Source organism: Kitasatospora sp. NPDC015121 (genome assembly GCF_055562955.1).
The window spans coordinates 220080-246227 of the sequence record NZ_JBVHEH010000013.1 but is presented as its reverse complement, the minus strand read 5'-3'; the positions used below and the strand labels follow the sequence as shown (position 1 = coordinate 246227).

The 26148-nt window shown below is 76.7% G+C and carries 26 protein-coding genes; 15 read left to right on the top strand and 11 right to left on the bottom strand.

The genetic code is table 11. The features are described 5' to 3' along the window. Positions 1-275 precede the first annotated feature (275 nt). Positions 276-488 (top strand): DUF5825 family protein, encoded by a 213-nt coding sequence (locus tag ACZ3J7_RS21310; protein WP_465623313.1) that lies wholly within the window; start codon positions 276-278, stop codon positions 486-488. A gap of 26 nt (positions 489-514) precedes the next feature. Here the strand turns inward: ACZ3J7_RS21310 and ACZ3J7_RS21305 are convergent, their stop codons facing one another. Further along, entirely contained in the window at positions 515-757 is a 243-nt protein-coding gene (locus ACZ3J7_RS21305) for a hypothetical protein (protein ID WP_465623309.1), read from the bottom strand. Positions 758-851: 94 nt separating this feature from the next. Between ACZ3J7_RS21305 and ACZ3J7_RS21300 the strand changes: the two genes are divergently transcribed. Together ACZ3J7_RS21300 and ACZ3J7_RS21295 are read left to right on the top strand one after the other, a co-directional pair. Further along, positions 852-1496, top strand: coding sequence for an MFS transporter (locus ACZ3J7_RS21300; protein ID WP_465623306.1), 645 nt, complete (start codon positions 852-854; stop codon positions 1494-1496). Further along, the gene (locus tag ACZ3J7_RS21295; protein ID WP_465623302.1) at positions 1496-1813 is read left to right on the top strand and encodes a hypothetical protein; all 318 of its coding nucleotides are present in this window, start codon (positions 1496-1498) and stop codon (positions 1811-1813) included. Before ACZ3J7_RS21300 ends, ACZ3J7_RS21295 begins: the two co-directional genes overlap by 1 nt. A 22-nt stretch (positions 1814-1835) precedes the next feature. Here ACZ3J7_RS21295 and ACZ3J7_RS21290 read toward each other — a convergent pair whose 3' ends face one another. Beyond that, positions 1836-2495 (bottom strand): DinB family protein, encoded by a 660-nt coding sequence (locus ACZ3J7_RS21290; RefSeq protein WP_465623298.1) that lies wholly within the window; start codon positions 2493-2495, stop codon positions 1836-1838. A 77-nt stretch (positions 2496-2572) separates the two neighbouring features. Here ACZ3J7_RS21290 and ACZ3J7_RS21285 point away from each other — a divergent pair, with 77 nt between their 5' ends. After that, the gene (locus ACZ3J7_RS21285) at positions 2573-3019 is read left to right on the top strand and encodes a cytidine deaminase (protein WP_465623296.1); all 447 of its coding nucleotides are present in this window, start codon (positions 2573-2575) and stop codon (positions 3017-3019) included. Here the strand turns inward: ACZ3J7_RS21285 and ACZ3J7_RS21280 are convergent. Both ACZ3J7_RS21280 and ACZ3J7_RS21275 read right to left on the bottom strand, forming a co-directional pair. Beyond that, complete coding sequence (locus tag ACZ3J7_RS21280) at positions 3016-3285, bottom strand: acylphosphatase (RefSeq protein ID WP_465623294.1); 270 nt, start codon at positions 3283-3285, stop codon at positions 3016-3018. The genes ACZ3J7_RS21285 and ACZ3J7_RS21280 overlap by 4 nt on opposite strands. Positions 3286-3435: 150 nt before the next feature. Next, positions 3436-4713 (bottom strand): MFS transporter, encoded by a 1278-nt coding sequence (locus ACZ3J7_RS21275; RefSeq protein ID WP_465623291.1) that lies wholly within the window; start codon positions 4711-4713, stop codon positions 3436-3438. Positions 4714-5488: 775 nt separating this feature from the next. On the opposite strand from ACZ3J7_RS21275, the gene ACZ3J7_RS21270 reads away from it, so the two are divergent. Next, positions 5489-7375, top strand: coding sequence for an FUSC family protein (locus tag ACZ3J7_RS21270; protein WP_465623289.1), 1887 nt, complete (start codon positions 5489-5491; stop codon positions 7373-7375). Between the two features lie 110 nt (positions 7376-7485). Here the strand turns inward: ACZ3J7_RS21270 and ACZ3J7_RS21265 are convergent, their stop codons facing one another. Next, on the bottom strand, positions 7486-7971 hold the full coding sequence (locus ACZ3J7_RS21265; RefSeq protein WP_465623287.1) for a MarR family winged helix-turn-helix transcriptional regulator: 486 nt from the start codon (positions 7969-7971) through the stop codon (positions 7486-7488). Between the two features lie 129 nt (positions 7972-8100). After that, entirely contained in the window at positions 8101-9186 is a 1086-nt protein-coding gene (locus tag ACZ3J7_RS21260; protein WP_465623283.1) for an alkene reductase, read from the bottom strand. A gap of 318 nt (positions 9187-9504) precedes the next feature. Here ACZ3J7_RS21260 and ACZ3J7_RS21255 point away from each other — a divergent pair, with 318 nt between their 5' ends. The 5 genes from ACZ3J7_RS21255 to ACZ3J7_RS21235 all read left to right on the top strand — a co-directional run bounded on the left by ACZ3J7_RS21255 (position 9505) and on the right by ACZ3J7_RS21235 (position 15036). Continuing rightward, positions 9505-10530, top strand: coding sequence for a LacI family DNA-binding transcriptional regulator (locus ACZ3J7_RS21255; protein WP_465623280.1), 1026 nt, complete (start codon positions 9505-9507; stop codon positions 10528-10530). A 44-nt stretch (positions 10531-10574) separates the two neighbouring features. After that, positions 10575-11879 carry a hypothetical protein gene (locus ACZ3J7_RS21250; RefSeq protein WP_465623276.1) on the top strand — a complete coding sequence of 435 codons (1305 nt, stop codon included), beginning with the start codon at positions 10575-10577 and terminating at the stop codon, positions 11877-11879. A gap of 4 nt (positions 11880-11883) precedes the next feature. After that, the gene (locus ACZ3J7_RS21245; RefSeq protein ID WP_465623274.1) at positions 11884-12633 is read left to right on the top strand and encodes an alpha-ketoglutarate-dependent dioxygenase AlkB family protein; all 750 of its coding nucleotides are present in this window, start codon (positions 11884-11886) and stop codon (positions 12631-12633) included. Positions 12634-12788: 155 nt separating this feature from the next. After that, complete coding sequence (locus ACZ3J7_RS21240) at positions 12789-13988, top strand: MFS transporter (RefSeq protein WP_465623272.1); 1200 nt, start codon at positions 12789-12791, stop codon at positions 13986-13988. Between the two features lie 70 nt (positions 13989-14058). Beyond that, the gene (locus tag ACZ3J7_RS21235) at positions 14059-15036 is read left to right on the top strand and encodes an LLM class flavin-dependent oxidoreductase (protein WP_465623269.1); all 978 of its coding nucleotides are present in this window, start codon (positions 14059-14061) and stop codon (positions 15034-15036) included. Positions 15037-15045: 9 nt separating this feature from the next. Here ACZ3J7_RS21235 and ACZ3J7_RS21230 read toward each other — a convergent pair whose 3' ends face one another. Further along, positions 15046-16218: a phytanoyl-CoA dioxygenase family protein gene (locus tag ACZ3J7_RS21230; RefSeq protein WP_465623268.1), complete on the bottom strand. Its 1173-nt coding sequence runs from the start codon at positions 16216-16218 to the stop codon at positions 15046-15048. A gap of 332 nt (positions 16219-16550) precedes the next feature. Here ACZ3J7_RS21230 and ACZ3J7_RS21225 point away from each other — a divergent pair, with 332 nt between their 5' ends. Further along, positions 16551-17192 carry a GNAT family N-acetyltransferase gene (locus ACZ3J7_RS21225; RefSeq protein ID WP_465623265.1) on the top strand — a complete coding sequence of 214 codons (642 nt, stop codon included), beginning with the start codon at positions 16551-16553 and terminating at the stop codon, positions 17190-17192. 89 nt (positions 17193-17281) lie between these two features. Next, positions 17282-17569 carry a hypothetical protein gene (locus tag ACZ3J7_RS21220; RefSeq protein ID WP_465623262.1) on the top strand — a complete coding sequence of 96 codons (288 nt, stop codon included), beginning with the start codon at positions 17282-17284 and terminating at the stop codon, positions 17567-17569. Here the strand turns inward: ACZ3J7_RS21220 and ACZ3J7_RS21215 are convergent. After that, positions 17538-19838 carry an FdhF/YdeP family oxidoreductase gene (locus tag ACZ3J7_RS21215; protein ID WP_465623259.1) on the bottom strand — a complete coding sequence of 767 codons (2301 nt, stop codon included), beginning with the start codon at positions 19836-19838 and terminating at the stop codon, positions 17538-17540. The two genes, ACZ3J7_RS21220 and ACZ3J7_RS21215, sit on opposite strands and share 32 nt — an antisense overlap. A 231-nt stretch (positions 19839-20069) precedes the next feature. On the opposite strand from ACZ3J7_RS21215, the gene ACZ3J7_RS21210 reads away from it, so the two are divergent. The 3 genes from ACZ3J7_RS21210 (at position 20070) to ACZ3J7_RS21200 (ending at position 23585) form a co-directional block, all read left to right on the top strand. Continuing rightward, positions 20070-20894, top strand: a complete 825-nt coding sequence (locus ACZ3J7_RS21210) for an ABC transporter ATP-binding protein (RefSeq protein WP_465623256.1) — start codon at positions 20070-20072, stop codon at positions 20892-20894. Continuing rightward, positions 20891-22258, top strand: a complete 1368-nt coding sequence (locus ACZ3J7_RS21205) for an FtsX-like permease family protein (protein WP_465623253.1) — start codon at positions 20891-20893, stop codon at positions 22256-22258. Before ACZ3J7_RS21210 ends, ACZ3J7_RS21205 begins: the two co-directional genes overlap by 4 nt. A gap of 85 nt (positions 22259-22343) precedes the next feature. Further along, positions 22344-23585, top strand: coding sequence for a sensor histidine kinase (locus ACZ3J7_RS21200; RefSeq protein WP_465623251.1), 1242 nt, complete (start codon positions 22344-22346; stop codon positions 23583-23585). Positions 23586-23634: 49 nt separating this feature from the next. Here the strand turns inward: ACZ3J7_RS21200 and ACZ3J7_RS21195 are convergent, their stop codons facing one another. The 3 genes from ACZ3J7_RS21195 to ACZ3J7_RS21185 all read right to left on the bottom strand — a co-directional run bounded on the left by ACZ3J7_RS21195 (position 23635) and on the right by ACZ3J7_RS21185 (position 26110). Then, on the bottom strand, positions 23635-24297 hold the full coding sequence (locus ACZ3J7_RS21195) for a LuxR C-terminal-related transcriptional regulator (protein WP_465623248.1): 663 nt from the start codon (positions 24295-24297) through the stop codon (positions 23635-23637). Positions 24298-24413: 116 nt separating this feature from the next. Then, positions 24414-25286, bottom strand: a complete 873-nt coding sequence (locus tag ACZ3J7_RS21190; protein WP_465623246.1) for a maleylpyruvate isomerase N-terminal domain-containing protein — start codon at positions 25284-25286, stop codon at positions 24414-24416. Positions 25287-25438: 152 nt separating this feature from the next. Then, positions 25439-26110, bottom strand: a complete 672-nt coding sequence (locus tag ACZ3J7_RS21185; RefSeq protein ID WP_465623244.1) for a hypothetical protein — start codon at positions 26108-26110, stop codon at positions 25439-25441. Positions 26111-26148: the final 38 nt, after the last annotated feature.

Sequence of the window (26148 nt, the reverse complement as noted above, 5' to 3'; positions counted from 1 at the left end):
TCGGGCACAACCCCTTGGACAGCCTGGCCCGCGGCGCCGACAGCTCCCCCCGCCCCCCCCCCCCCCCGGCCGGCCCCCCCGCGCCCCCGCCCCGGGGCGCCCGTCCGTGGTCGCGCCCGGTGGGGCGGTGGGGGCTTGGTCGGGCGGGAGGGGCGGTCGCAGGGGCGGGTATCGGCCAACTGCCCGTATCGCACACGGACGTTCTCGCTCCGGTCCTACAGTGGCTGCATCCGATTATGCAATGTCACACGTCACATGAGAGCGCGTGCACTCCCGTGAAGCGACGCAGCGTGCTGAACGACCCGGCCAACACCCCCGGGAACGGGCGCGGTCGGGGCGTCACCGTCCCGAACTCCTGGCCCGACCGGCTGCCCGCCGCCGTCCGCCGGGACTTCACCGACGCCGGACTCATCACCGAACAGGCCGGACTGGCCTGGTGGCTGCCCATGCGGGTGCGCCGCTGGCCGTTCCCGGCGACGGCCGTCTGACCCGCCGGCCCCACCGCACCGGCTCATCAGCACCGGCTCTTCAGCATCGGCTCTGCAACGGGGAAGGAGACCGGGTGACCGACCGACTCGCCGTCCGACGGCGACCGACGCTGGACGGGGGAGGGCGGCGCGGGCGGCTGGCGCGGCCGCTGCGGGTGCGCGGCTTCCAGCTGCTGGTCCTCGGCCAGGCCGCCTCCGAGTTCGGCAACGCCTTCCAGGTCGTCGCCCTCCCGCTGCTGGTGTACTCCCTCGGCGGCGGCACCGGGCAACTGAGCGCCGTGGTCTCCGCGTTCGGCGTCGGCCGGCTCACCGCCGCACCCCTCGGCGGCATCTGCGCCGACCGCTGGGGCGCCCGCCGGGTTGATGCTCGCCGCCGACCTCGGCCGACTGGCCGCCACCTCGGCGCTCGCCGCCGTCGCCCTGCACCACCGGGACGACCCGCTGCTGATCGGCACGCTCACCGGCCTGGTCGGCCTCGGTGCCGGACTCTTCCTGCCCGCCTCCTGGGCGATCACCCCCGCCCTGCTGCCCGCCGAGGACCTCCAGGCCGGCAACGCGCTCAGCAGCACCGTCACCCACACCGCCGGACTGGTCGGCCCCCCGCTCGCCGGTGTCCTCCTGCTCCGGCTCGACCCCGGCACCGGACTCGTGGTCGACGCCGCCACCTTCGCGCTCTCCGCGCTCACCCTGCTGCTGATCGGCCGGACCGGGGAGCGCACACGGGAGACCCCGACCCGGCCGAGGCGGTCGGCTTCCGCACGCTGCTGCGCGGCTCCCGGCTGCTGCGCGGCCTGCTGGCCGTCACCGTCGTCACCAACCTCACCGTCGGCGGCACGACCCGGATCGGCCTGCCCGCACTGGCCACCGGCGACCTCGCGGCCGGCGCGGTCGGGTTCGGCGCGCTGCTCGCCGCGTTCACCGGCGGCTGCCTGCTCGGCGGCCCGATCGCCGCCGCCCTCACCGGCCTGCGCCACCGGGGCCGGACCGCCGCACTGGCCGCCCTGCTGATGGACCTGGCGGTCGCGCTCGTCCCGTTCGCCGGACTCCACGGGGCCCTGGCCGCGCTGCTGGCCGCCGGCACCGCCTGCACCGTCAACAACGTGCTGCTGCTCACCGGCGTCCAGCACCGCACCCCGCCCGCGCTGCTGGCCCGGGTGATGGCCGCGCTCACCTCCTGCGCGCTGTACGCCTTCCCGCTGTCGGCGCTCGTGGTCGGCGCCGCCGTCACCGCCTTCGGCACCCCCGGGGTCTTCGTCGTCACCGGCCTCACCATGCTGGCCGCCGCCGGACTCACCCTCACCATCCGCGAACTGCGCGAACTGTGAGCGCCCGTCAGGTCGGCACCCGTCAGGGCAGCGGCCGGTCCGGCGGCCGCTCGCCCGCGGCACGGGCCGCCGCGCGGGCGGCCTCCTCGACCCGGCGGCGGTGTCCGGCCCACCAGGCCGCGTCGCCCTCCGGAAGGACCGAGCCGTCCGGCCGCAGACCGGTCGCGCCGTCCACCAACTCCCGGACCAGGTCGGCGTGGCCCGCGTGCCGGTGGGTCTCCGCCACCACGTGCAGCAGCACCCGGCCCAGCGTCAGCCTGCTGTGCGGCGGCCACGGCACCTCGCCGAGCGCCGACAGCGGCAGCCCGTCGATGGTGGCGTCCGCGTGCGCCCAGACCCGGCGGTACTCGGCGAGCAGCACCTCCCGGGACTCCTCCGGCCGCGCCCACAGGTCCGCGTTCGGCTCGGCCGCGCCCGCCACCCACAGCCCCGGGCCGCCCTCGAACGGCCGGCCGAAGGCGGCGCCGAAGTACACCGCCTCCGCGCCCGTCAGGTGCTTGACCAGGCCCAGCAGGTTCGTCCCGGTCGGGGTCAGCGGCCGGCGGGCGTCGTACTCCGACAGGCCCTCCAGCTTCCACACCAGCGCGTCCCGGGCGTCCTGCAGGTACAGCTTCAAGTCCCGCTTGGCGGCGTCGGGTCCGTCGGGTCCGTCGGGCGGGGGCGGTGCGCTCTGCTGGGGCATGGCCGGATTCTGGACGCCGCCCGCGGCCGTCGGCAAACCGTTTTCGCCCCGCGCGCCCGCTCGGTAGCGTGCCCGCCATGCCCATCGACCGCGTCCTGGTGGACGCCGCGATCGACCTCACCCGCCGCTGCTTCCCCGGCCAGGACTGGGGCGGCGCGGCCGCGCTGCGCCTGGACGACGGCACCGTCCTCACCAGCGCCGCGCCCCGGGCCGTCAACGGCGCCGTCCAGCTGTGCCACGAGACCGGCGCGCTCTGCGAGGCGTTCAAGCTCGGCCGCCGCGTCACCGCCTCGGTCTGCGTCACCGCCGCCGACCGCGACCGCGGCTACTGGGTGCTCGCCCCCTGCGGCGTCTGCCAGGAACGCCTGTTCGCCCACGGCCCGGACGTCGAGGTCGGCGTCCCCCTCCTGACGGACCCGCGCCGCTGGCGCACCCTACGGCTGCGGGACGTCCAACCGCACTGGTTCGCCCGGGTGTTCCCCGAGGACGGCATCTGGCCCCCCGGGACGGAGGAGGCACCCTAGGTGGTGACGGCGAAGACCAGCAGGCCCTCCGGCTGCTCCTCCACCACCTCGACGCCTTCGACCACCGCGCGGGACGGGCCGTGCCGCATCCAGGCGACCATCCGCTCCACCTCGGCCGGATCGCCCTCGAAGACGGCCTCGACCCGGCCGTCCGGCAGGTTGCGCACCCAGCCCGCGACGCCCGCCTCCGCCGCCGCCCGGCGGCAGGAGTCGCGGAAGAAGACGCCCTGCACCGTGCCCGAGACCCACACCCGCCGCCGGATCACCCGTCGCCCGCCTCTCCTCGCCGCCCGCCGGCGGGGATCCGCCAGGCACCCGGCAGGTATACCGCAACCGGGCGGCGGCGGGCCGGGAGGACGCGCCGGACCGTCCGGCGGCCGGGCGGCCGGGCGGGCGGGCGCGGTGGGCGCGCCGGGTCAGGCGGTGGCGGCGGGGACCGGGGCGGGGCGGGTGGTGCCGTCCGGGGGAGGGGCGTCGATGCTGCGGCCGAAGGGGCGCCAGGCGAACAGCGTCAGGGCGGCCATCACGGCGGCGGAGAACCAGAACGGGCCGGTCAGCCCGAAGGCCCTCGCGATCGGCCCGCCGAGCAGCGCGCCGAGCGCCGAACCGCCCACCGCCAGCGCCATGAAGGCGCTGTTCACCCGCCCGCGCAGCTCGTCCGGCACGGCGCGCTGCACCAGCGTCCGGTCGACGCCCATCCAGATCGCGCCGTGCACGCCGAACGCGCCCAGCACCGCGCCCGCGACCCACGCCGAGCCCGCCAGCGCCAGGCCGACGTGGGTCAGCGTCTCCAGCACCAGGCCCATCCGCAGCAGCACCGAGGCCGAGAACCGGGCCTGCAGCCTCGGTGCGACCAGTGCCCCCGCCAGGCCGCCGACCGCGCCGGCCGCCAGCAGCAGGCCGTAGCCGAACTCCGACACGCCCAGGTGCTCGCGGGCGTACAGCACCATGACCGAGAAGGCCGCGACCAGCGTCGTGTTCATCAGGCACAGCGCCAGCGTCAGCGTGCGCAGCGCGGGCTGCCGCCACAGCCAGCGCACGCTGTCGGCGAACTGGCGGCGCAGCGGCGCCCGTTCGGGCACCGCCCGGGCCGGGTCGGTGCGCGGGCGTGGGCGCGGGCGCAGGGTGGAGACCAGCGCGGCGGCGCCCGCGAAGCTCAGGGCGTCGAGCGACAGCGGCAGGCCCGCCGCGACGCCGAACAGCAGGGCGCCGAGCGGGGGGCCGCAGAGCCGGTTGAGCACCGAATCGGTGCCGAACATCCGGGAGTTGGCGCGCGGAAGGTCCGCCGAGTCGACCAGCGAGGGCAGCAGCGAGGCGGTCGCGTTGTCACCGAGCGCGGCACAACTGCCCAGCAGGAAGCCCACCGCGTAGATCAGCGGCAGCGACACCGCCCCCGCGTACACCGAGAGCGCCAGCACCGCCGTCAGCCCGGCCCGCGCCGCGTTCGCCGTGACCGCGAGCCGCCGCCGGTCCACCCGGTCGACCAGGACGCCGCTGACCGGGGCCAGCAGCAGCCACGGCAGCTGCTGGGCGAACACCGACAGGCCGACCAGCACCGGATCCCTGGTCAACGACGTCACCAGCAGCGGAGCCGCCGCCGCCACGATCCCGTCGCCCAGCGAGGAGACCGCCGCCGCCGACCACAGCGAGGCGAAGCCGCGCCCCAGCCCGCGACCCGCACCCTTGCGCGCCACGGCCCGCCACCTCCCCGCACCCACCGGAAACCAGGACAAAGCGCGAGGCTAACCGGCGACCCGCCGTCTGCGCACGTGGTTTTCCGACCGGAGGGCCAGGGGGCCCGGCCGGGCTCCCCGGCGGGCGGCCGGCCGCCGGGGCCGGCACCTCGTCCGGCTCGATCAGGTCCAGCCGGTAGCCGAGCCGGCGGGCCACCGCCGCGCTGCGCGGGTCCGCCTCGTCGCAGTGGATCTCGGCCCGCCGTACGGTCGGCGCCCGAGCTGCCCGGGTGGCCACGCCCCGGCCGAGGCGGTCGACGTGGCACCAGCGGCCGATCTCCGCTGCGCCGCCGCCCAGGCCGCCGTGCGGGCCCGCCATCCCGAGCAGCGTCCGGTCGTCGGCCGCGCACACCCCGAACGCGTGGCCGCCCGCCCCGTCCACCGGTGCGGGTGCGCGAACGGCGCGGTGATCGCCGCGCACCGCGCCCCCGCCTCCGTGGCCCGGAACCGGTGCAGCGCCAGCCCTCCGGCGGCGGGGCGTTCCGGGACGTCGCCCGGACGGAGTACGGGGGAGGGAGGGGTCCGCACCGGTCGGACGATTCTCGGCGGCCGGGGCGCGGGCAGCCGGATTCCGGCCGGTCGCGGCCGTCATCCGGGCGTAACGCGGACGCAGTGGAGGCGACAAGAGCCGCCGCTAGGGTCGGGAACGGACGGACCGAGGTGAGGAGTTGCCACGAACAGGCGACAGGCGCGACCCGACTGGCTGACCCACCCGCTGCGCTGGCAGCGCGGGCCGGTGCCCTGGGCGGCGACCGTCCGCGGCGCGGCCGGGATGGCGGTGCCGCTCGGCCTCGCGGTCGCCGCCGGACGGCCCGCCGAGGGCGTGCTGGCCGGACTCGGCGCGATGTTCGCGGGCGTCAACGACCGCCCCGCCGGACGGCGCACCGGCGCGCTCCAGCAGGCCCTGCCCGCGCTGGCCGGTGCCCTCGGCCTGCTGGTCGGCACCGCCGACGGCTGGTGGGCGGTCCCGCTGCTCGGCGCGGTCGGCCTGCTCTGCGGGGCGGTCAGCGTCACCGGGCCGGTCGCCTCCGCCGCCGCCGTCCAGCTCCTGGTGCTCACCGTGCTCGGCTGCGGCATGCCCGTCCCGCTGCCCGGCTGGGCCAAGGCCGGCTGCTACCTGGCCGGCGCCGGGTGGCTCCTGCTGCTGCGCCAACTCACCACCCACCCGAGGCCGTTGCACGCCGAGCGGCAGGCCGTCGCGGACGTCTTCGACGCCCTCGCCGACGCCCTCGCGGCCACCGGCACCGACCGCGCCGAGACCGCCCGCCGCCGCCTCACCGCCACCCTCGACCGGGCCGGCGAACAGCTCCGCACCGACCACGACCACACCCTGCGCACCCGGCTCGCCGCCGCGTCCGCCCTCTGCGAGGCGAGTGTCGCCCTGCTCCGCGACGCCCGCCCGCTGCCCGTCCGGCTCACCACCGGCCCGCGCCGACTGGCCGCCGCCGTCCGCGCCGACCGCCTGCCGGGCCCGCTGCCGGTGCCCGCCGCCGAGACCCCCGCCACGGCGGCCTTCGACCGCGCCGTCCTGCACGCGGCCCTCGCCTTCGGCGAACCGACGGCCGCGGCCGCGGTGGCGGGCCCGGGGGCTCGCGGACGGGCCTGCGGGCGGGCGCGCGGGGTCGCGGTGCGGCGCGGGCTGGCCGGATGGGTGCTGGGCGCGCGGGGTCGGCGCCGGGGCGCGGCCGCTCCCGGGCTGCGGCCGTGGGGGCGGGCCGGGCGGGCGTACGGGCTGCGGGTCGGGGTGTGCGTCGCGGCGAGCGCGGCGCTCGCGCTGGGGCTGCGGGCCGGGCACTGGTACTGGCTGCCCGTCACCGCCGCGTTCCTGGTCAAGCCCGACCTGGGGCCGCTGTTCTCCCGGGTGGTCAACCGCTTCGCCGGGACGGTCGCCGGGGTGCTGCTGGTCGGCGCGCTCGCGCCCGTCCTGCCCGGGGCGTGGTGGCCGGTCGCCGCGGTCGCCGCGACCGGGGCGCTGATACCCGTCGCCCAGCGGCACTTCGCCGCGCAGACCGCCGCCATCACCGTCACCGTGCTGGCCTTCGTCACCGTCGGCGGCGACCCGGGCGCCGCGCCCGGACGGCTCGCCGACACCACGCTGGCCTGCGCACTCGTCCTACTGGTGGGCCACCTGCCCGGACTCGCCGACACCCGGGCCCGGGTCGGCCAGCGCGCCGCGCACGCCCTGCGGCACACCCAGCGCTACCTCGACCACGTCCTGCGCAGCGAGCCCGCCGGGCCCGCCGGGGCGGCCGAGCACCGCGCCGAACTGCGCCGCACCGCCTACCGCACCCTCGCCCAGGCCCGCGCCGCCGCCGAGACCGCCGCCGCCGAACTCCGCCCCGGCGGCCCGGCCGGACCCGACTGGCTGCGCCTGACCGTGCACGCCGAACGCCTCGCCGACGCCGCCACCGCGTACGCCGTCGAACGCGACCACGGCGCCCCCGCCCCCGCCACCCCCGTCGTCCGCACGCTCACCCGCACCCTGGCGGCGGCCGCCGACGCGCTCGACCGCCCCGGCCCGGCCCCGGCCGCGCCGCCCGCGGGCGCGAACGCCGCCCTGCCGCCGGAACTGGACGGGGTGGCCGCCGAGGTGCGGCGGATCCGGGCGCTGGCGACGGGCTGAGGCGCGGTCGGAGCACCTGCCGGGGAGAGCCGATGGCGGCCCCGGCGGCCCCGGCGGCCCCGGTGCTCGCGGGCGGTCCGTCGGTCCCCCCCTGTGCGGGCAGGCCGGCGTCAGGCGTCGGGGCAGGCGGTGAGGTTGGCTTCGAGGCGGGCCAGGACGGCGAGGGTGTCGGCGAGTTCGCCGGTGGTGAGGTCGCCGGTGGCGCGGTCCTCCAGGCGGGCCCAGAGGTCCTCGACCTGTCGGCGCAGGGCGTGGCCGGCGGGGGTGGACTCGACCAGGACGGACCGCCGGTCGCTGGTGGAGCGGGTGCGGCGGACGAAGCCGGCCTTCTCCAGGCGCTGGATGGTGCGGGTCATGGTGGCGGCGTCGGCGCCGAGGCGGCGGGCCAGGTCGGTCTGCCGGGCCCGGCCGTGCTCCCACAGCTGCATCATGACCAGCTCCTGGGCGGGGTGCAGGCCGACCTCGCGGAGCAGTTGGCAGGCCAGGGCGTGGTGCAGCCGGGCCACCCGGAGGATCGCGTGGCTGATCGGCCCGCTGCGGGCGGCCCCGGGGAACTCCTCGCCCTCGGGGCCCCGAGGGGTCGCGTCGAGTTCCATGGCGCTGCTTCCTTCCGCTCGCTCCGGCGCGGCCGTCGCCCGCGGGCCGGGCCCGCGGCGGCCGGGATCGGCTCCGGCCGTCGCGGGCCCGGCTCCGGGTCCGCTTCCTGAGGGCAGGATATGCGCTGGTCAGGCGCCTGCTTCCGAGAGCGTGGGGTAGTCGGTGAGGCCCTTGCCGTCGCCGCCGAACAGGGTGGTCGGGTCGAGCGGGTTGAACGGGCCGCCCTGGGCGAGGCGGGCGGGCAGGTCGGGGTTGGCGAGGAACAGCGCGCCGTAGGCGAGCAGGTCGGTGGTGCCGTCCTCGATCAGGGCCAGCTCGTCCGGGCCGGTGGGCGCCTCGCCGGTGAACGGGTTGAGGATGTAGGTGCCCGGCCAGGTCTTGCGCAGCTTGCCGGTCAGTTCGCGCTGCCCGGCGGCCTCCATCTGGTGCAGGTAGGCCAGGCCCAGCGGGGCGAGGGCCTCGACCAGGGCGGTGTACGTGGCCTCGGTCTCGGCGGCGTCGGACTCGTCGATGTCGTTGAGCGGGTTGCCCGGCGAGAGGCGGAAGCCGACCTTGTCCGCGCCGACGGCCTCGGCCACGGCGCGGGCGGTCTCCACGGCGAAGCGGATCCGCTTCTCGGTGCTGCCGCCCCACGCGTCGGTGCGCAGGTTGCTGTTCGGGGCGAGGAACTGGTGCACCAGGTAGCCGTTGGCGCCGTGGATCTCGACGCCGTCGAAGCCGGCCGCGATCGCGTGCCGGGCGGCGGCGGCGAAGTCGGCGACGGTGGCGTGGACCTCCTCGTCGGTCAGCTCGCGCGGGGTGACCCGGTCCTGCGGGCCGGTGGCGGTGAAGACCTGGCCGGCGGCCGTCACGGCGGACGGGCCGACCGGCTGGAGGCCGGCGATCGAGGGGTGCCCGGCCCGTCCGACGTGCATGATCTGCAGGAAGACCACGCCGCCCGCCGCGTGCACCGCGTCGGTCACCTGGCGCCAGGCCTCGGCTTGTTCGGCGGTGTGGATGCCCGGAGTGTCGGGGTAGCCCTGGCCGACCAGGGACGGCTGGGCCGCCTCGGTGATGATCAGGCCGGCCGAAGCGCGCTGCGCGTAGTACTCCGCCATCAACGGAGTCGTCGTCTGACCGGCACCGTGGGCGCGGGCGCGGGTCATCGGCGCCATCACCAGACGGTTGGCCAGGCGCTTGCCGCCCAGCTCGTAGGGCTCGAAGGCCTTCGACATGCTCGTTGCTCCTAGAAAGGGAGGGGGGCCGTGTCACGCGGGCTGCGCGGAGCACACGCTATCGATCCTTGTCCGAACAAGGAAGCGATTCCCTGATCTTTTCCTCCATCAAATACCGCCCACGGTAAGGAAGATGATCGAACGGGTGGGGGGAATAGGAGGGAAAGAATGGCCGGACAGGAACACGTGTTCGAGAATTCCGGGCCCGGACGGCGGCCGGTCCGCTGACACCCCGGGGCGGTAACCTGCAGACTTCGAACAGCGCGCCGCCGCCCGCCCGGGCCGGCGGCGCGGGAACCGGGCGGAGGGGGCGCGGAGTTGGCGGAGGGCAGGGGAACGGGGAGCCGACGGCCGACCCTGGAGGCGGTCGCCGCCCACGCGGGCGTCGGGCGCGGCACGGCCTCCCGGGTGATCAACGGGTCGGACAAGGTCAGCGGCAAGGCCCGCGAGGCCGTGCTCCGGGCGGTCGCCGAACTCGGCTACGTGCCCAACAACCTGGCCCGCGGCCTAGTCCGGCGGCGCACCGACACCGTCGCCCTGGTGATGGCCGTCTCCGAGGACGCGGTCTGGGACGAGCCCTACTTCTCCGTCCTGGTGCGCGGCATCAAGCGCGGCCTCGCCGGAACGGGCCTGCAACTGCTGCTCGCCATCGCGCAGTCGCAGCCCGAGGAGGAGCAGCTGCTGCGCTACCTGACGGCCCAGCACGTCGACGGCGTCCTGCTGACCTCGCTGCGCGGCGACGACCCGCTGCCCCGCCGGCTGGAGGCCAGCGGCATCCCCACCGTGGTGATCGGCGCCCCCACCGGCTTCGACCCCGTCCACTGCGTCGACGTCGACAACCGGGACGGCGCCCGCCGGGCCGTCCGGCACCTGGTCGGCCAGGGGCGCCGGCGGATCACCACCATCACCGGCCCGCAGGACACCCGGGCGGGCGTCCAGCGCCTCCAGGGCTTCCACGACGCCCTCGCCGACGCCGGGTTGACACCCGGCCCGGTCGTCCACGGCGACTTCTCCGCCGACTCCGGCGTGCTCGCCATGGCCGACCTGCTCCAGCTCGACCCGGAACTCGACGCCGTCTTCGCGGCCTCCGACAGCATGGCGATCGGCGCCATGCGGGTCCTCAAGGAGCACGGCCGCCGGGTCCCCGCGGACGTGGCCGTGGTCGGCTTCGACGACTCGCCGATCGCCGTGCACACCGACCCGCCGCTCACCTCCGTCCACCAGCCGCTGGAGCGGATGGGCCGGGAGATGATCCGGATGCTGATCGCCCGGATCAACGGCGAGGCGGTGGCCCGCCCGGTGGTCGTCTTCGAACCGCAGCTGGTGGTACGGGACTCGGCCTGAACCGGCCGCCCCCGGCAGAACGCGAACGCGGAAAGGAAGAGCACGTGGAGTACGGGGCAGAGGCCCGGATCGAGGACGCCGGCCACCTGCTGGTCGCACCGGCCCGGGCCCGGGAGGACGAGACGGTCCGCCGGTTCTCCGGCACGGTGCTCACCCCCGCGCGGCTCGCCGCCGACCCGCCCGACCTCGCCGGCCGGACCGTCTACCTGTACGGCGCGGAGGCGGCGGCCCGGGCGGACCAGGACCTGCTGCGCACCGCCGAGCGGGTCTACGCGGTGAGCCGGACCGAGCGGCCCGGCGGTCCCGAGCGGCCGGGCGGGACCGAGCGGCCCGGCGGGACCGGGCGGCCGGGCGGGGGCGGCGAACCCGGCGGGACCGAGCGGCCCGGCGAGGGCGGCGAACCCGGCGGGACGCCCTGGCCGGTGGTCGGCCCCGGCCGGGTGCCGCTGCGGGTGGGCGACGGCGCCGGGGTGTACTACCGGCGCTTCTTCGACCCCGCCGACGACCACTTCGGCCGGATCGGCGCCGAGCACGCCTTCCAGTCCCTGACCGAGTCCACCAAGCCCGGCACCGCCCACCGCAGCGGCATCTACCTGACCCCCGTCACCCGGGACGGCGACGACCTGCACTTCCGCCTGCTGCGCTGCTCCACCAACCTCTCCGGCCCCACCGAGGGCTTCCGCGCCACCGACACCCGCATCGTCGACGCCCTCAACCGCGAGGCCGCCGCCGTCTTCCGCGGCCACGCGCCGCTGAACCACGTCCTCGCGCAGATCTACCACAACACCCGTGCCACGGCGGAGCGCAGGCAGGCCAAGGCCCGGATCTCCGCCCACGCCGACAAGACCAAGGACATGCCCGCCAACGGCATCATGGCCTTCTGCACCTTCTACGACCGCACCGACGGCCTGCTGCCGCTCGCCGAGGACCCGTACGACCTCGGCGTGCGCGGCGTCAGCGCGCTGACCAGGCTGCGCTTCCTCCCCAAGGAGGGAGGCCCCGGGGAGTTCACCGTGACGCTGCACCCCGGCTCGGTGCTCCTGGTGCCGCTCTCCACCAACCGCAGCCACACGCACGAGATCCGCCCCTCCGCGCTGCCCGCCGACCTGCTCCCCACCCGGCTCGGCTACGTGGTGCGCTGCTCGGCCACCGAGGCCGTCCACCGCGACGGCCGCACCTACCTCAAGACGCCCGCCGGCCCGGCCGAACTGCTCCCGCCCACCCGGGACGGCATGGACGAGCTGCGCCGGCTGTACGCCGAGGAGAACCGCGGCACCGCCCCCGTCGACTACGGCGGCCGGTTCCCGTTCAGCATGAACGCCGGCGACTACACCGCCCCGAGGGCCTGACCCCGTGGACGGCATCCGCACCCACCGGCTGGCGACCGACCGGGACCTGTTCGCCGAACTCGCCGCGGCCACCCGCTGGGAGCAGGTCGGCAAGGGCCGCCGGGCCGCCGTCCTGGTCCGGCCGCGGCCGGACGGGCTGGTACCGCTGGTGCGCACCACCGCCCGGTACGCGGACCCGGCGCAGCGCTTCCGGCCGGTGCACGCGTGGCTCGCCGACCGGATCCGCGAAGTCGCCGGCCCGGTACAGGAGTTCGACAACGCGCTCGCCGAGGTCTACACCGACGCCTACGCCCGGATGGGCGCGCACTCCGACCTGGCGCTCGACCTGGCCGAGGGGTCGTCCATCGCCGTCCTCTCCTGCTACCGGCGGGCCGGGGCCGGACCGCCGAGGACGCTGGTGTTCGAACCCAAGGAGGGCGAGCCGGGGGAGCGGACGACGATCCCGCTGCTCCACCACGGCGTCGTGGTGTTCCCGGTCGCCACCAACCGGCGGCTGCGGCACCGGATCCTGCTGGAGCCGCCCGCCCGGGCGGCCGACGACGAGTGGCTCGGGGTGACCTACCGGACCTCCCGGACCGGGCTGCGCCACCGCGACGGCCGGGCGCACCTCCCGCAGGGCGAGCTGACCGCCGCCACCGAGGAGCAGCGGCGCGCGTTCCTCCTGCTGCGGCGCCGGGAGAACGCGGAACCGGACTTCCGCTACCCGCCGCTGACCTACACCCTCAGCCCGAGCGACCTGCTGCCGCCGGTCTGATCCGTCACCCGCCCGTCGGCGGGCCGTCACCCGACCGGCCTGCCGGGGCGGCCCGCCGGGCCGGTAGACTCGCCCGGCACTGACAACGTTGACATCGGGGGCGACGGTGGGTCGGTGCGCCAACGACGCCACCGTCCCGTCTGGAGAGAACCCGCATGCCACTGGCGCTCGTCGCCCTCGCCGTGACCGCCTTCGCGATCGGCACCACCGAGTTCTCCGCGATGGGCCTGCTGCCGCAGATCGCCGACGGCCTGGACCGCACCATCCCGCAGACCGGCTGGCTGATCTCGCTGTACGCGCTGGGCGTGGTGATCGGGGCGCCGCTGCTCACCGCCGTCGCCGCGAGACTGCCGCGCAAGACCGTGCTGATCGGGCTGGCCGGCCTGTTCACCCTCGGCAACCTGCTGTGCGCCGTCGCCCCCAGCTTCGCCTTCCTCGCCGTCGCCCGGCTGATCACCGGCCTGCCGCACGGCGCGTTCTTCGGCGCCGGAGCGGTCGCCGCCGCCGAACTGGTCGCCCCGCACCTGCGGGCCCGCGCCGTGTCGGTGATGTTCTCCGGCCTGACGGTCGCCAACATCCTCGGCGTGCCCGCCGCCACCCTGCTCGGCCAGCACCTCGGCTGGCGCTCCGCGATGCTCGTGGTGGTCGCGATCGGCCTGCTCGGCGCCGCCGCCATCGCCCGCTACGTCCCGCGGCTGCCCAGCCACCCCGGCGCCGGACTGCGCAGCGAACTCGCCACCTTCCGCAGCGGACAGCTCTGGCTCGCCCTGGCCACCGTGGTGTTCGGCTGCGCCGGACTGTTCGCCTGCTACACCTACATCACCCCCACCCTCACCGAGGTCGCGGGCTTCGCCGAGGGCTCGGTCACCTGGGTGCTCGCCCTGTTCGGCGTCGGCATGACCCTCGGCAACGTGATCGGCGGCTACGCGGCCGACCGGGCGCTGCGCCCCGCCATCTGCGCCGCGTTCCTGGCGATGACCGGCGCGCTCGGCCTGTTCGCGGTCACCGCGCACGAGCGCTGGGCGGCCGCCGCGACGGTGGTGCTGATCGGCCTGGCCGGCTTCGCGACCGTCCCGACCGTGCAGACCCTGGTGATCCGCAAGGCCCGCACCGCCCCCACCCTGGCCTCCGCGACCGTGCAGGGCGCGTTCAACCTCGCCAACGCGATGGGCGCCTGGCTCGGCGGCCTGGCCATCGACGCCGGGTACGGGTTCACCTCGCCCTCGCTGGTCGGCGCGGGCCTGTCGCTGCTCGGCTTCGCGATCGCCGCGCTCTCCTGGTCGGCGGACCGGCGCGACCGGGTGGCCGTCGCCGACCACCCGGTCCCGGTGGAACGGCCCGTCACGGCGGGCTGAGCGGCACCCGCCCGAACCGCCCCCTCCCCTTCCCACCCCGCCCCACCCCCTTCCGAAGGAGCGTTCCCCGATGGCGCAGTCGAGTGTTCCGCGCGGCCGGGTCGGCGTGCTGCTGCCGCGCGACCTGCCCGTGCACCAGGTCCTGCCGTACGCGCGCCGCGCCGAGGAGCTGGGCTTCGACGAGCTGTGGGTGGTCGAGGACCTCGGCTGGCGCGGCGGCGTCGCCCAGGCCGCGAGCGTGCTCGCCGCGACCGGGCGGATCACCGTCGGCATCGGCATCCTGCCGGCCGGCGCCCGCAACGTCTGCTTCGCCGCGATGGAACTCGCCACCCTCGCCCAGCTCCACCCCGGCCGCCTCACCGCCGGCGTCGGCCACGGCATGCGCGCGTGGATGGAGCAGGCCGGCGGCGCCTGGCCCGCCAGCCCGCTCACCCTGCTGCGCGAGTACACCACCGCGCTGCGCGCCCTGCTGCGCGGCGCGGCCGCCCCCGCCGACGGGCGGTACGTGCGCTGCGCGGGCGTCCGGCTCACCGAGACCCCCGAGACGGCGCCCCCCGTGCTGCTGGGCGTCCGCGGCCCCAAGTCGCAGGCGCTCGCGGGCGAGAGCGCCGACGGGCTGCTGCTCGCCGAACCCGCCCCGCCCGGCTACGTCGCCGCCTCGCTGCGGCTGTTCGGCCGCGACGGCGCCGAGGTGGTCACGTACGACGTCGCGGCCGTCCACGAGGACGGGGACGCCGCCGTCGAACGGGTCCGGGCCGGACTGGCCGCGATCGGCGAGCCCGACTGGGCGCCGCACATCGCGCCGCTGCCGTTCGCGGCGGAGTTCCGCGCGCACCGGGCCGCGAGCGCGGACGGCGCGGAGTTCGCCCGGACGATGCCCGCCGGGTGGGTCCGCGAACTCGCCGTCGCGGGGACGCCCGCGCAGGCCCGCGCCGCGATCGCCGCCCGCTGGGCGGCCGGCGCGACCTGCGTGGTCCTCACCCCGGTGGGGGCGGACCCGCTGGGGGAGCTGGAGGCGCTGGCGCGGGCGCTGCCCGGCCGGGGGTAGCGCGTCGGGTCACCGTCCGGGGTCCTCGGCGGCGCGGGCCCGCCGACGGGCTCCGGTGCCCAGCAGCTCGGCCCCGCCGTCCCCCGGGCCGCCGAGGGGGTCTCGCGCGGGAGCCGGGTGGTCGAGCCAGGAGCCGGCCTGGGCGGTGAGGTCGACGGGTTCGTACCAGGAGCTGAGGCCGAGGAGCTTGCTGCCGAGGTCGGTGAGGCGGGCGGTGGGGTAGCGCTTGGACTCGTGGAGGACGGGGTCGCCGAGCAGGGTGCGGTTCCAGTGCGGGGTGTGCAGGTGGCGCCAGGAGTCGACGCGGGACTCGCGCAGCCGCTGGTGCTCCTCCAGGGCGGGCATCATGGCGAGGTACTGGACGGCGCGCACGCCCCGCTCGGAGCGGTTGCGGGCGACGCCGTGGGCCAGCAGGCCGTTCCAGATCAGCAGGTCGCCGGGGTGCAGCTCGGGGCGGACCACCGGGAGTTCGGCGCGGTCGAGGTCCGGGCGGCGGGGGTCGCGGCCGGCGGGCTGGGCGAGCCGCCAGGCGTCGAAGCGGCGGAAGAGTTCGGGGCTGCAGTGGAAGCCGCCGGTCTCCGGCGCGGTCTCGTTGAGCGCGATGATGCCCTGCACCCGCTGCGGGGGCACGCCGAGCGAGGTGTCGATGTCCCAGTGCAGGCGGAGGTCGGCGCCCCGGTCGGCGGGGTCGACCAGCGAGCGGTCGCGGCTGCCCCGGTTGGGCGGGTTGAGGTTGAGCCGGTCCAGGGTGACCCACAGCTCCTCGCAGTCCCAGACGTCCACGAAGGCGTCGTAGACCCGCTGGTCCTGCCGGCTGTCCCAGAGCAGTTGGTGGTGGTAGGCCTCGACGAAGCCGTAGGCGTGCAGCCGCCGTTCCAGGTCGGAGCGGAACGGCCGGTCGGCGTACCAGCCGGCCGGGTCCAGCGGGTCCAGGCCCTGGAACTCCCAGGCGAAGTCGAGCAGTCGGCGGGCGTGCCCGGCCGGCACCGCCTCGCGGACGACCACGTAGCCGTAGGTCTGCCAGTGCGCGAAGTCCTCCTCCGAGAGCACCCGCAGCGGGCGGGACTTGGTGAGTTCGCGCAGGGTGTGCTGGGCGAGGTACGACTCGCCGTCGCTGCTGAAGTACGGGTGGTCGCCGGCGGCCCGGTAGAGGTGGGCGCGGCGGGGCGACACGGACATCATGGGGCGGCCCTCCAGGGCGGGAGCGGGTGGCCGGGGTGCGGCGGGGGACGGGGACGCGTCCCGGGGGCCGGAGGAGGGCAGCCGGTCGCGAACGGCCCCGAGGTGGGGCCGCAGGGGTGCGGGCGACGGGGAAGGACGGCGGACTGGGCGCCGCGATCGCTCCGATGCCGCCACATTGGTTCAGACCAAAACCGCTTGTCAAGTTCCTGCCGGGTAACCGGGGTTGATCGCGGGTCAAGCTCGGACCGGTTGCGACTTGGTCTAGACCTGGACGCGGCGGGGCGGTGCACCGACCCGTGACCCCGGCGGCCGGCCCCGGGCACACTGGGCCGATGCCGACCCCCCACTGGCCGCTGCCCGGCCTGACCGTCCGCACCGAGCGCCTCGAACTGCGGCTGCCCACCGAGCCCGAACTGCACGCCCTCGCCGACCTCGCCGCCGCCGGCGTCGTCGCCCCCGGCACCCGCCCGTTCCGCTCCGCCTGGGCCTACGCCGCGCCCGCCGAACGCGCCCGCGCCGTCCTGCGCGCCCACTGGCGCGCACTGGCCGACTGGAGCCCCGAGGACTGGAGCCTGCCCCTGGTCGTCTTCGCCGACGGACGGCCCGTCGGCGTCCAGTCCGTCCGGGCCAAGGAGTTCGCGGTGCGCCGCGAGGTCCTCTCCGGCTCCTGGCTGGCCCTCCCGCACCACGGCCGGGGCCTCGGCACGGCCGCCCGCGCCGCCATGCTCCACCTGGTCTTCGCCGGCCTCGGCGCCACCGACGCCACCTCCCACTCCTTCGCCGACAACGCCCCGTCCATCGCCGTCTCCCGCCGCCTCGGCTACCGCCCCGACGGCGTCGACCGCGACAACCGCCACGGCGCACCCGCCACCACCCTGCGCTTCCGCCTCACCCGCGAGCAGTGGGACGCCACCCGGCGGCCCGAGGTGCGGCTGACCGGCGTGGACGCCTGCGCCGAACTGTTCGGCACCTGACCGGGCCGGCGGACCGGCGGGAACGGCGGCGGCCGGCCGGCCGGTGAGCCGCTACGGAGGGGGGAAGGGGACGAGGACGGAGCGGTGCGGTGGTGCCCTACCTGATCGTGCTGGGCGTACTGGGCGCGGTGCTGACCGCGCTCGGCCTCGCCGGGCGGGCGCTGCGCCGGCGCGGCGGCACCGGCGCCGCCGCGCTGAGCGGCGCGCTGGCCGGGTACGAGGAGGCGATGCGCGCCACCTCGTACCAGGCGCACGCCCAGCTGCGCGCGGACGCCGACCGGGTCGCCCCGGTCACCGCGCCCGACGGCTTCCGGCCGCTGCTGCCGCCGCCCGGCCGCGGTCCGGTCAGGCGCCGTCGGCGGCGGTGGCGGCCGTGACGGTCACCTTGAGGTGCTTCATGATCGGCTGGTCGCTCTGCGCGCTGTAGTCGCCGATCGCGCACAGCACGTTCATCTCCGGCATGTAGCCGGCCGCGCAGCCCCGCGGGAGGTCGTACGGGACGGCGAGGTAGCCGCGCAGCGAGCGGGTCGAGCCGTCGCGGGCGGTGGCGGTGACGTCCACGGGGGAGAACGCGTCGAGGTGCCGCTCGCGCATGTCCTGGCGGTTCATGAAGACCAGGGTGCGCAGGTTCCTCACGCCCCGGTAGCGGTCGTCGTCGGAGTAGATCGTGGTGTTCCACTGGTCGTGCGAGCGCATCGTGCCCAGCACCAGGGTGCCGGGGGCGGGGATCACGTCCGGCAGCGGGGCGGTGGAGAACTCGGCCTTGCCGGACGGGGTGAGGAAGACCAGCTCGCGGGCGGGCTGGCGGATCCGGAAGCCCAGCGGCAGCCGCACCCGGCGGTTGAAGTCCTCGAAGCCGTCCAGCACCTTCGCCATGGTGTCGCGGATCCGGTCGTAGTCCTCGACGTACCACTCCCAGGGCGTGCCGCTGCCCGGCAGCGCGGCCCGGGCCAGGCCGGCGATGATCGCGGGCTCGGAGAGCAGCTGCCGGGACGCGGGCTTCTTCCGCATCCCCACCGACAGGTGCACCATGCTCATCGAGTCCTCCACCGAGGAGGCCTGCACCCCGCCGCGCTGCCGGTCCTGCTCGGTGCGCCCCAGGCAGGGCAGGATCAGCGCCCGCCGCCCGTGCACCAGGTGGCTGCGGTTCAGCTTGGTCGACACGTGCACCGTCAACTCGCAGCGCGACAGGGCCCGGTACGTGTAGGCGGTGTCCGGCGCGGCCAGCGCGAAGTTGCCGCCCATGCCGACGAACACCTTCACCTCGCCGCGCGCCATCGCCCCGATCACCCCGACGGTGTCCAGCCCGTGCGCGCGCGGCGCGTCGATGCCGCAGACCTCGGAGAGCCGGTCCAGGAACTCCGGCGCCGGACGGTGGTCGATCCCGCAGGTCCGGTTGCCCTGCACGTTCGAGTGCCCGCGCACCGGCGACGGGCCGGCGCCCTCCCGGCCCAGGTTGCCGCGCAGCAGCAGCACGTTGACGATCTCCCGGACGGTGTCCACCCCGTGCTCGTGCTGGGTGACGCCCAGGCACCAGGAGAAGATCGACCGGTCCGCCTCCCGGTACACCTTCGCCGCCCGCAGCAGCTGGGGCCGGCTCAGGCCGCTCTGCCGCTCCAGCTCCTCCCACGGGGTGTTCTCCACCAGCTCCCGGTACGCCGCGAAACCGGTGGTGTGGCGCTCGACGAACTCCGCGTCCAGCGCCTTCGGGTCGTGCGCCGACTGCTCCAGCACCGCCTTCGCGATGCCCCGCAGCAGCGCCAGGTCCCCGCCGATCCGCACCTGCAGGTTCAGCGTGGAGGTGGACGTCGCCCGGTTCAGCGCCATGTTCGCGAACTCGTGCGGCACGATGGTGCGGGTCGCCGCCGCCTCCACCAGCGGGTTGACGTGCACCACCTGCGCGCCGCGCCGGGTCGCGTCGGCCAGCGCGGTCAGCATCCGCGGCGCGTTGGACGCCGCGTTCACGCCCAGGATGAACAGCGCGTCCGCCGCCTCCCAGTCGCGCAGGTCGGCCGTCCCCTTGCCGGTCCCGATCGAGGCCGTCAGCGCCCGGCCGGACGCCTCGTGGCACATGTTCGAGCAGTCGGGGAGGTTGTTGGTGCCCAGCTCGCGGGCCAGCAGCTGGTAGAGGAAGGTCGCCTCGTTGCCGAGCCGCCCCGAGGTGTAGAACGCCGCCTCGTCCGGGGAGTCCAGGCCGCGCACCACCTCGCCGAACAGGTCGAACGCCCGCTGCCAGTCGATCGGCAGGTACCGGTCGGTGTCCGGGTCGTAGACCATCGGCTCGGTCAGCCGGCCCTGGTCCTCCAGCGCGAAGTCGCTCCACGTCGACAGCTCGGTGACGGTGTGCGCGGCGAAGAACTCCCGGCCGACCCGCTTGCCCGTCATCTCCCAGGTGACGTGCTTGATCCCGTTCTCGCAGATGTCCAGGTGCAGACCCTTATAGTCGTCCGGCCAGGCGCAGCCCGGACAGTCGAACCCGCCGTCCTCGTGGTTCATCCGCAGCACCGCCCGCGGCCCGTCCACCCACTCCCCGGTGGCCGCCAGCACCTTCGCCACGCTCTTCGCCGCCCCCCACCCCGCCGCCGGATGGCGGTACGGCTCGGACGACGGCGGCGCCGACGGCGCCGCCCCCACACTCGGTTCCACCTGCGGTTCCTCGGCAGCGGTCACGGCACGCCTCCCGGCTCTCGGACACTCCTCACGGCAACGGCACCCCCATCGTGCCCACCGCCGCCCCGTCCGCCCGAGAGCCGCGCCGGAGCCGGAGGCCGAGCCTGGCCGGAGCCGCCATGGGTCGGCACGGGGCGGTTTTCCGAACCCCGAACACGGGCGGTGGCACCATCGAAGCGCCCGAGGCCCCGCGGCCACGATGAGGACATGGACGAGAAGACGAACGACCCGCTGGACCTACTGGACGCACTGGATGGGCCGGACGTACCGGAGGTCTCGCAGGCGGTGGCCCGGGCGGACGGGCTGCACCGGCGGTACGGGCGCGGGGCGCGGGCCGTGGCGGCGCTGCGCGGAGTGAGCGTCCGGCTCGCGGCCGGCACCTTCACCGCCGTGATGGGCCCCTCCGGCTCCGGGAAGACCACCCTGCTGCACTGCCTCGCCGGTCTGGACCGGCCCGACCGCGGGACCGTCCACTGGGGCGACACCGAGATCGGGGCCCTCCCCGAACGCCGACTCGCCGCACTGCGCCGGGAGAACGTCGGATTCGTCTTCCAGTCGTTCAACCTGATGCCCGCCATGACCGCCGCCCAGAACGTCGAGCTACCCGGCCGCCTCGCCGGACACCGCCCCGACCGGCACCTGGTCCACCGGGCCCTGGCCCGGGTCGGCCTGGACGGTTGCGCACGCAAACGCCCGGCCACCCTCTCCGGCGGCCAGCAGCAGCGCGTCGCCGTCGCCCGCGCCCTGGTCACCCGCCCCCGCGTCCTGTTCGCTGACGAACCGACCGGCGCCCTCGACCGCGCCACCGGACGGGAAGTCCTCACCCTGCTGCGCGAAGGCGTCGACCAGGACGGCCGGACCTGCGTCATGGTCACCCACGACCCGGCCGCCGCCGCGTACGCCGACCGGGTGCTGCTGCTCGCCGACGGCCTGCTGGTCGACGAGCTCCCCCGCCCGACGGCCGACCAGGTCGCCCGGGCGCTCGCCCTCCTCGGGGCGGCGGCCGACGAGACGGACGGGGCGGGCCGATGATGACCGTCGCCCTCGCCTGGGGACAGCTCCGGCGCAGGCCGGCCGGGTTCGCGGGAGCGGCCGTGGCCCTGCTGCTCGCCGTCGCCGCCGTCACCGCGCTCGGCGCGCTGCTCGGCTCGGAACGCGGCGTGAGCACCGCGCAGCGCCGAGCGGCCGGCGGGCCCGGCGTGGTGCTGATCGCCGGGGCGTTCGGGGAGATCACCGTCCTGGTGGCGTTCTTCGTCGCCCTGCACACCCTCGGCTTCGCGCTGCGCCACCAGTACCGCGACCTCGCCCTGCTGCGCACCGTCGCGGCCACGCCCCGGCAGGTCCGCCGACTGCTGCGCGCGCAGAGCGCCCTGCTCGTCCTCGCCGTCGCCGCCCCCGGCGGCCTGCTCGGCACCGCCGCCGCCCACGCCTTCCTCACCGCGCTGCGCGAACGGGGACTCGCCGCACCGCAGGCCCGGATCGGCGCCACCCTCCCCGTCGCGCTCGCCGCCACCGTCGTCGCCCTGCTCATCGCGGCCGCCGCCGCCACCGTCGCCGCCCGCCGGATCACCCGGCCCGCCCCCGCCGCCGCGCTCACCGGCAGCACCGGCGGCACGCCGCGTCCCGGCGTCCTCCGTCCGGTCGCCGCCGTGCTCGCCCTGGCGGGCGGCGGCCTGCTGCTGCGCCTCGCCGCGACCAGAACCGTTGAGGAAGTCGACAAATCGGCACAGGCCACGCTGCTCGCAACCCTCGCCCTGCTGGCCGCCGTCGCCCTCGCCGGGGCCCCGCTGGTCCGCCTCCCCGCCGCGCTGCTCGGCGCCGCCACCCGCACCCTCGCGCCCCGCGCGGGCTGGCTCGCCGACGCCAACCAGCGCGGCCACGCCCACCGCCTCGCCGCCGCCGTCCTACCCGTCGCCCTGCTCACCGGACTCTCCACCACCATGGCCACCATGACGGCCACCGCCCGGCACTCGGCGGTCCTCTCGGACGGGGCCACCTCCGCCACCGACATCTGGCTGCGCCAGGTCGAACTCGGCCTCCTCGCCACCTTCGGCGCCGTCGCCACCCTCACCACCCTGATCGGACTGACCGCCGAACGCCGCCGCGAACTCGCCCTGCTCCGGCTGGTCGGCGCCACCCGCGCCCAAGTCCTCCGCGCCGTCACCGCCGAAGCCGCCCTCACCTGCGCCGTCGGCCTGCTCCTCGGCGCCCTGGTCACCGCCGCCACCACCAGCGCCTTCAGCACCGCCGCCCTCGGCACCCCGCTCCCCGTCGTTCCCCTCGGCACCTGCGCCCGCACGGTGGCCGCAGTCGCGCTGCTCACGTTGCCCACCACTCTCGCCACGGCGGTTGTCGCCCTGCGCGGGCGGGCGGCGGAAGCGGCGGTGGGTGGGTGAGGTGGTCGTCGGGCCGCGTGGGCGGGGAGCGGAGCGGATGGTGCAGGGTGGTGTTCCTGACGGAGGCGGACGGGAGGCGTCGGCGGTGGGCGGGACGGGGTGGCGGCGGTGGTGGGCGGTGCGGCCCGGGGAGTGGGGGTTCGCGGTGCTCGGGCTGCCGGTGGCGCTGTCGGGCGGGGCGTACGCGCTGGCCGCGCTGTACGCCGGGGCGCTGCTGTCGCTGACCGTCGTCGGGCTCCCGGTGGCGGCGGCCGCGCTGACCGGTGCCAGGGCGCTGGGCCGGCCGCACCGGTGGCTGGTCCGGCGGCTGCTCGGCGCCGAGGTGCCCGACCCCGGGCGGCCGGTCCGGTCGCCGGGCGCGGTCGCCGCGATCCGCGCGGCGCTCACCGACGCCACGGCCTGGCGCGCCCTCGGCTACCTGCTGCTGCGGCTGCCGCTCGGCCTGCTCGGGGCCGTCGCCGTCCTGCTGCCGCTCGGCTGCGGCTGGCTGCTCGGCTTCCCGCTCTGGCTGCGCCTGCTGGAGGACGGCCCGCACCCCGCCGGGCCGTCCGACGTCCTCGCCCCGCTGCTGGGCCTGGCCGCACTCGCCGCCGCGGTCCCCGCCGTCCGACTGCTCGCCGGGGCCGAGCGGCGGCTCGCCCGCCGACTCCTCGGGCCGGGCCGCGCCCAGCAGCGGGTCCGCGAACTGGAGGCCGCCCGCCACACGCTGCTCACCACCGGAGCCGAACGGCTCCGCCGGCTCGAACGCGACCTGCACGACGGCACCCAGGCCCGCCTGATCGCCGTCGCCCTCACGCTGGCCCTGGTCGACGACGTCCTCACCGGTCCGCACCCCGACGCGGCCCGGCTGCGCACCCTGGTCGACCGGGCCCGGGGTCAGACCGACGACACCATCGCCGAACTGCGGGTCCTCACCAGCGGACTGCGCCCCACCGGGCTCGACGGCGGACTCGGCGAGGCGCTGCCCGCCCTCGCCGCCGGCTGCGCCGTCCCCGTCACGCTCCGCCTCGACCTCCCGGAGCGCCCGGAGCCGGTGATCGAGCAGACCCTCTGGTACTGCGCCGCCGAACTCCTCGCCAACGTCAGCCGGCACAGCGCCGCCCGCACCGCCGAACTCACCGTCACCACGACCGGCACCCTCGTCCGCCTCGCCGTCCGGGACGACGGGCGCGGCGGGGCCGCCCCCGGACCGGCGCACCCGGGCGGCGGCGGGACGGGGCTGGCCGGACTCGCCGAACGCCTCGCCGCCGTCGACGGCCGGCTGCGGGTGGACAGCCCGCCGGGCGGCCCCACGACGGTCACCGCCGAACTGCCCGCCCGGCTGTGACCGCCGCGGCCGCCCCGTTCCGCCACGGCGTCGGTCGTCCGGCCCGGCGTCAGCCCGTCTCGGCGAGGTAGGCGAGCACCGCCAGCACCCGCCGGTTGTCCGCCGGGGAGGCGTGCAGGTCGAACTTGGTGAACACGGCGGCGACGTGCTTCTCCACCGCGCGTTCCGAGACCGACAGCCGTTCGGCGACCGCCCGGTTGGAGCGGCCCTCCGCCATCAGCGCGAGGACCTCGCGCTCGCGCGGGGTGAGGGCGTCGACCGCGCTGCGGCGGCGGGCGCGCAGCAGGTGGGCGACGACCTCCGGGTCGAGGGCGGTGCCGCCGGAGGCGACCCGGTGCAGGGAGTCGACGAACTCCGAGGTGCGGGTGACCCGTTCCTTCAGCAGGTAGCCGATCCCGGCCGCGCCGCCCGCGAGCAGCCGGGCCGCCCAGGAGGTCTCCAGGTGCTGGGAGAACACCAGCACGCCGACGTCCGGGTGCGACTGCCGGATCCGCAGCGCCGCCCGGACGCCCTCGTCGGTGTGCGTCGGCGGCATCCGCACGTCCACCACCGCGACCCGCGGACGGTGCGCCGCGACCGCCGCCAGCAAGTCCTCCGCCGTGGCGACCGCCGCCGCCACCTCGCAGCCGCGCACCGCCAGCAGCTCCGCCATGCCGTCCCGCAGCACCGCCGAGTCCTCGGCGAGCACCACCCGCAGCCGTTCCTCCGTCATCCCCCCATTGTGGCCCGTCCCGACGGCCCGTCAGTCCACCGCCGGGGCCCGGCGCGGGCACCGCGGCGGCCCCCGGGCGGGGGCGGGCCCAGGGGCAGGCCGGGGTCGGGGCGGGGTCAGGCCAGGGCGTTGTCCAGCCAGTGGGCGAGCAGGGCGTCCTCGCCGGTGACCTCCAGGGTCGGGGTGGTGGCGGGGATCCGGCGCTTGAGCAGCAGGAGCAGGTCCGCGCCGGTGCCGGTGACCGCCACGTCGGCGGGGCGGGCGGTGGCGGCCGGGTCGCCGGTGGTCCGCGGGCCGTCCGGGGTGCGGGTGACGAGCCAGGCCGCCGGCGCGCCGGAGGGCGCGTCGGTGGCGCGGAAGAGCAGCGTCTCGCCGCTGCCGGGCAGGTTGGCCACCTTGGGGTCGTAGAACGGGGCGGTCGCCGGGTCGCCCAGCGCGGTGAGCCAGAGGTCCACGGCGTCGCAGGACAGGTCGGCGGGCAGGCGGAAGTCCCGTCCGGCGAGCAGCTCGGCGTCCGCCCGGTGGACGGTGACCTCCAGGTTGCCCCAGCGGGCCCAGAACGCGGCCTCGTGCGGGCCGAAGGTGGTCCAGACCGGCCCGTGCGGGCCGGCGGCGCGCAGCGCGGAGACGAAGCGCTCGGCCTCGGCGGCCAGCCAGGCGGCCAGCTTGTCCCGGCCCTGCTCGCCGCCGAATCGGGCCAGCGAGCCCAGGGCCAGGTCGTTGACCGCCGTCGTCCAGTCCGCGTCGCCCGAACCGGCGCCCTCCGCCGCGCCGGTCGGCGGAACGAACCCCGGCGCCCGGGTCTCGACCAGCATGGCGGCCCAGCCCATCGCCTGGTGCAGGTGCCCGATCAGGTGGCCCGCCGTCCAGCCGGGACAGCTGGGCGACGGACGGTCCAACCCGACGTCCGCCAGGGCCCGGAGGAACAGGTCGGCCTGCTCGGCTATCCCGTCGCAGAGCCGTCGGTGGTCAGGTCGTGTCGCAGGCATGGGAGCGTCCCTTCGAACGGGTGCGGGGAGCGGGAGATCGCCGCCACTGCGCGGGACCTCCGGTTAGTCTGCGATGTATCGCTGACGAACGGTTGACGGGTCACTGACGCCGACCTGCGCGGACGCCGCCGCCACCCCGCCCGGGGGCGGGGTCAGGGAGAGTCCGCCGCGGCCCGGGCCAGGGCGTCGGTGAGGCGGGTGCGGGCCGCGGCGTCGCGGGTCCAGATCCAGGCGTGCCAGGGGCGGGGGAGGCAGCTGGTCCAGAGCCGGAACTCCTGGACGGCGAGGTCGGCGGAGACCCGCCAGCGGACGGTGGGGCCGGAGGCCTCGGGGACGTCGGCCAGGCCGTCGAGGCGGCGGACGGCGGCGAGGGCGGCGGTCCCGGTGTGGCGCTCCCAGGCGGCGTACCGGTCGAGCAGGGCGTGCGACTCGATCAGGGCCGGGACCGACCGGGCGGTCTCCAGGAACACGCCGCCGCCGTCCTCCACCCCGACCCGCCCGTCGGTGTGGAGCAGGTGGCCCACCGGCGAGGAGACCCGCTCGCCGCGCCAGCCGTAGTACCAGCCGCGGCCCGGGTCGGCCCACGGCTGCGGATCCGACGCGTAGACCCACTCGCGCGCCTCGGCGGAGCCGCCGCCGCGGCGCACCAGGTACCGCAGGCCGCCGTAGCGCCGCTCGAACCCTTCGCGGTGGACCAGCGGCGGCGACAGCGGCAGCGGGGACGGGGGCGTCGGCGGCCGGGGCGGCGCCACCCGCCGCCCGGTGCGGCGCAGCAGGTCCCGCGCGAGGGGGGAGAGGCCGGTGGGGTCGTCCAGGACGTGCATCCGGTGCGGCTTTTCTCGGAAGAGGGGGAGGAGCGTGG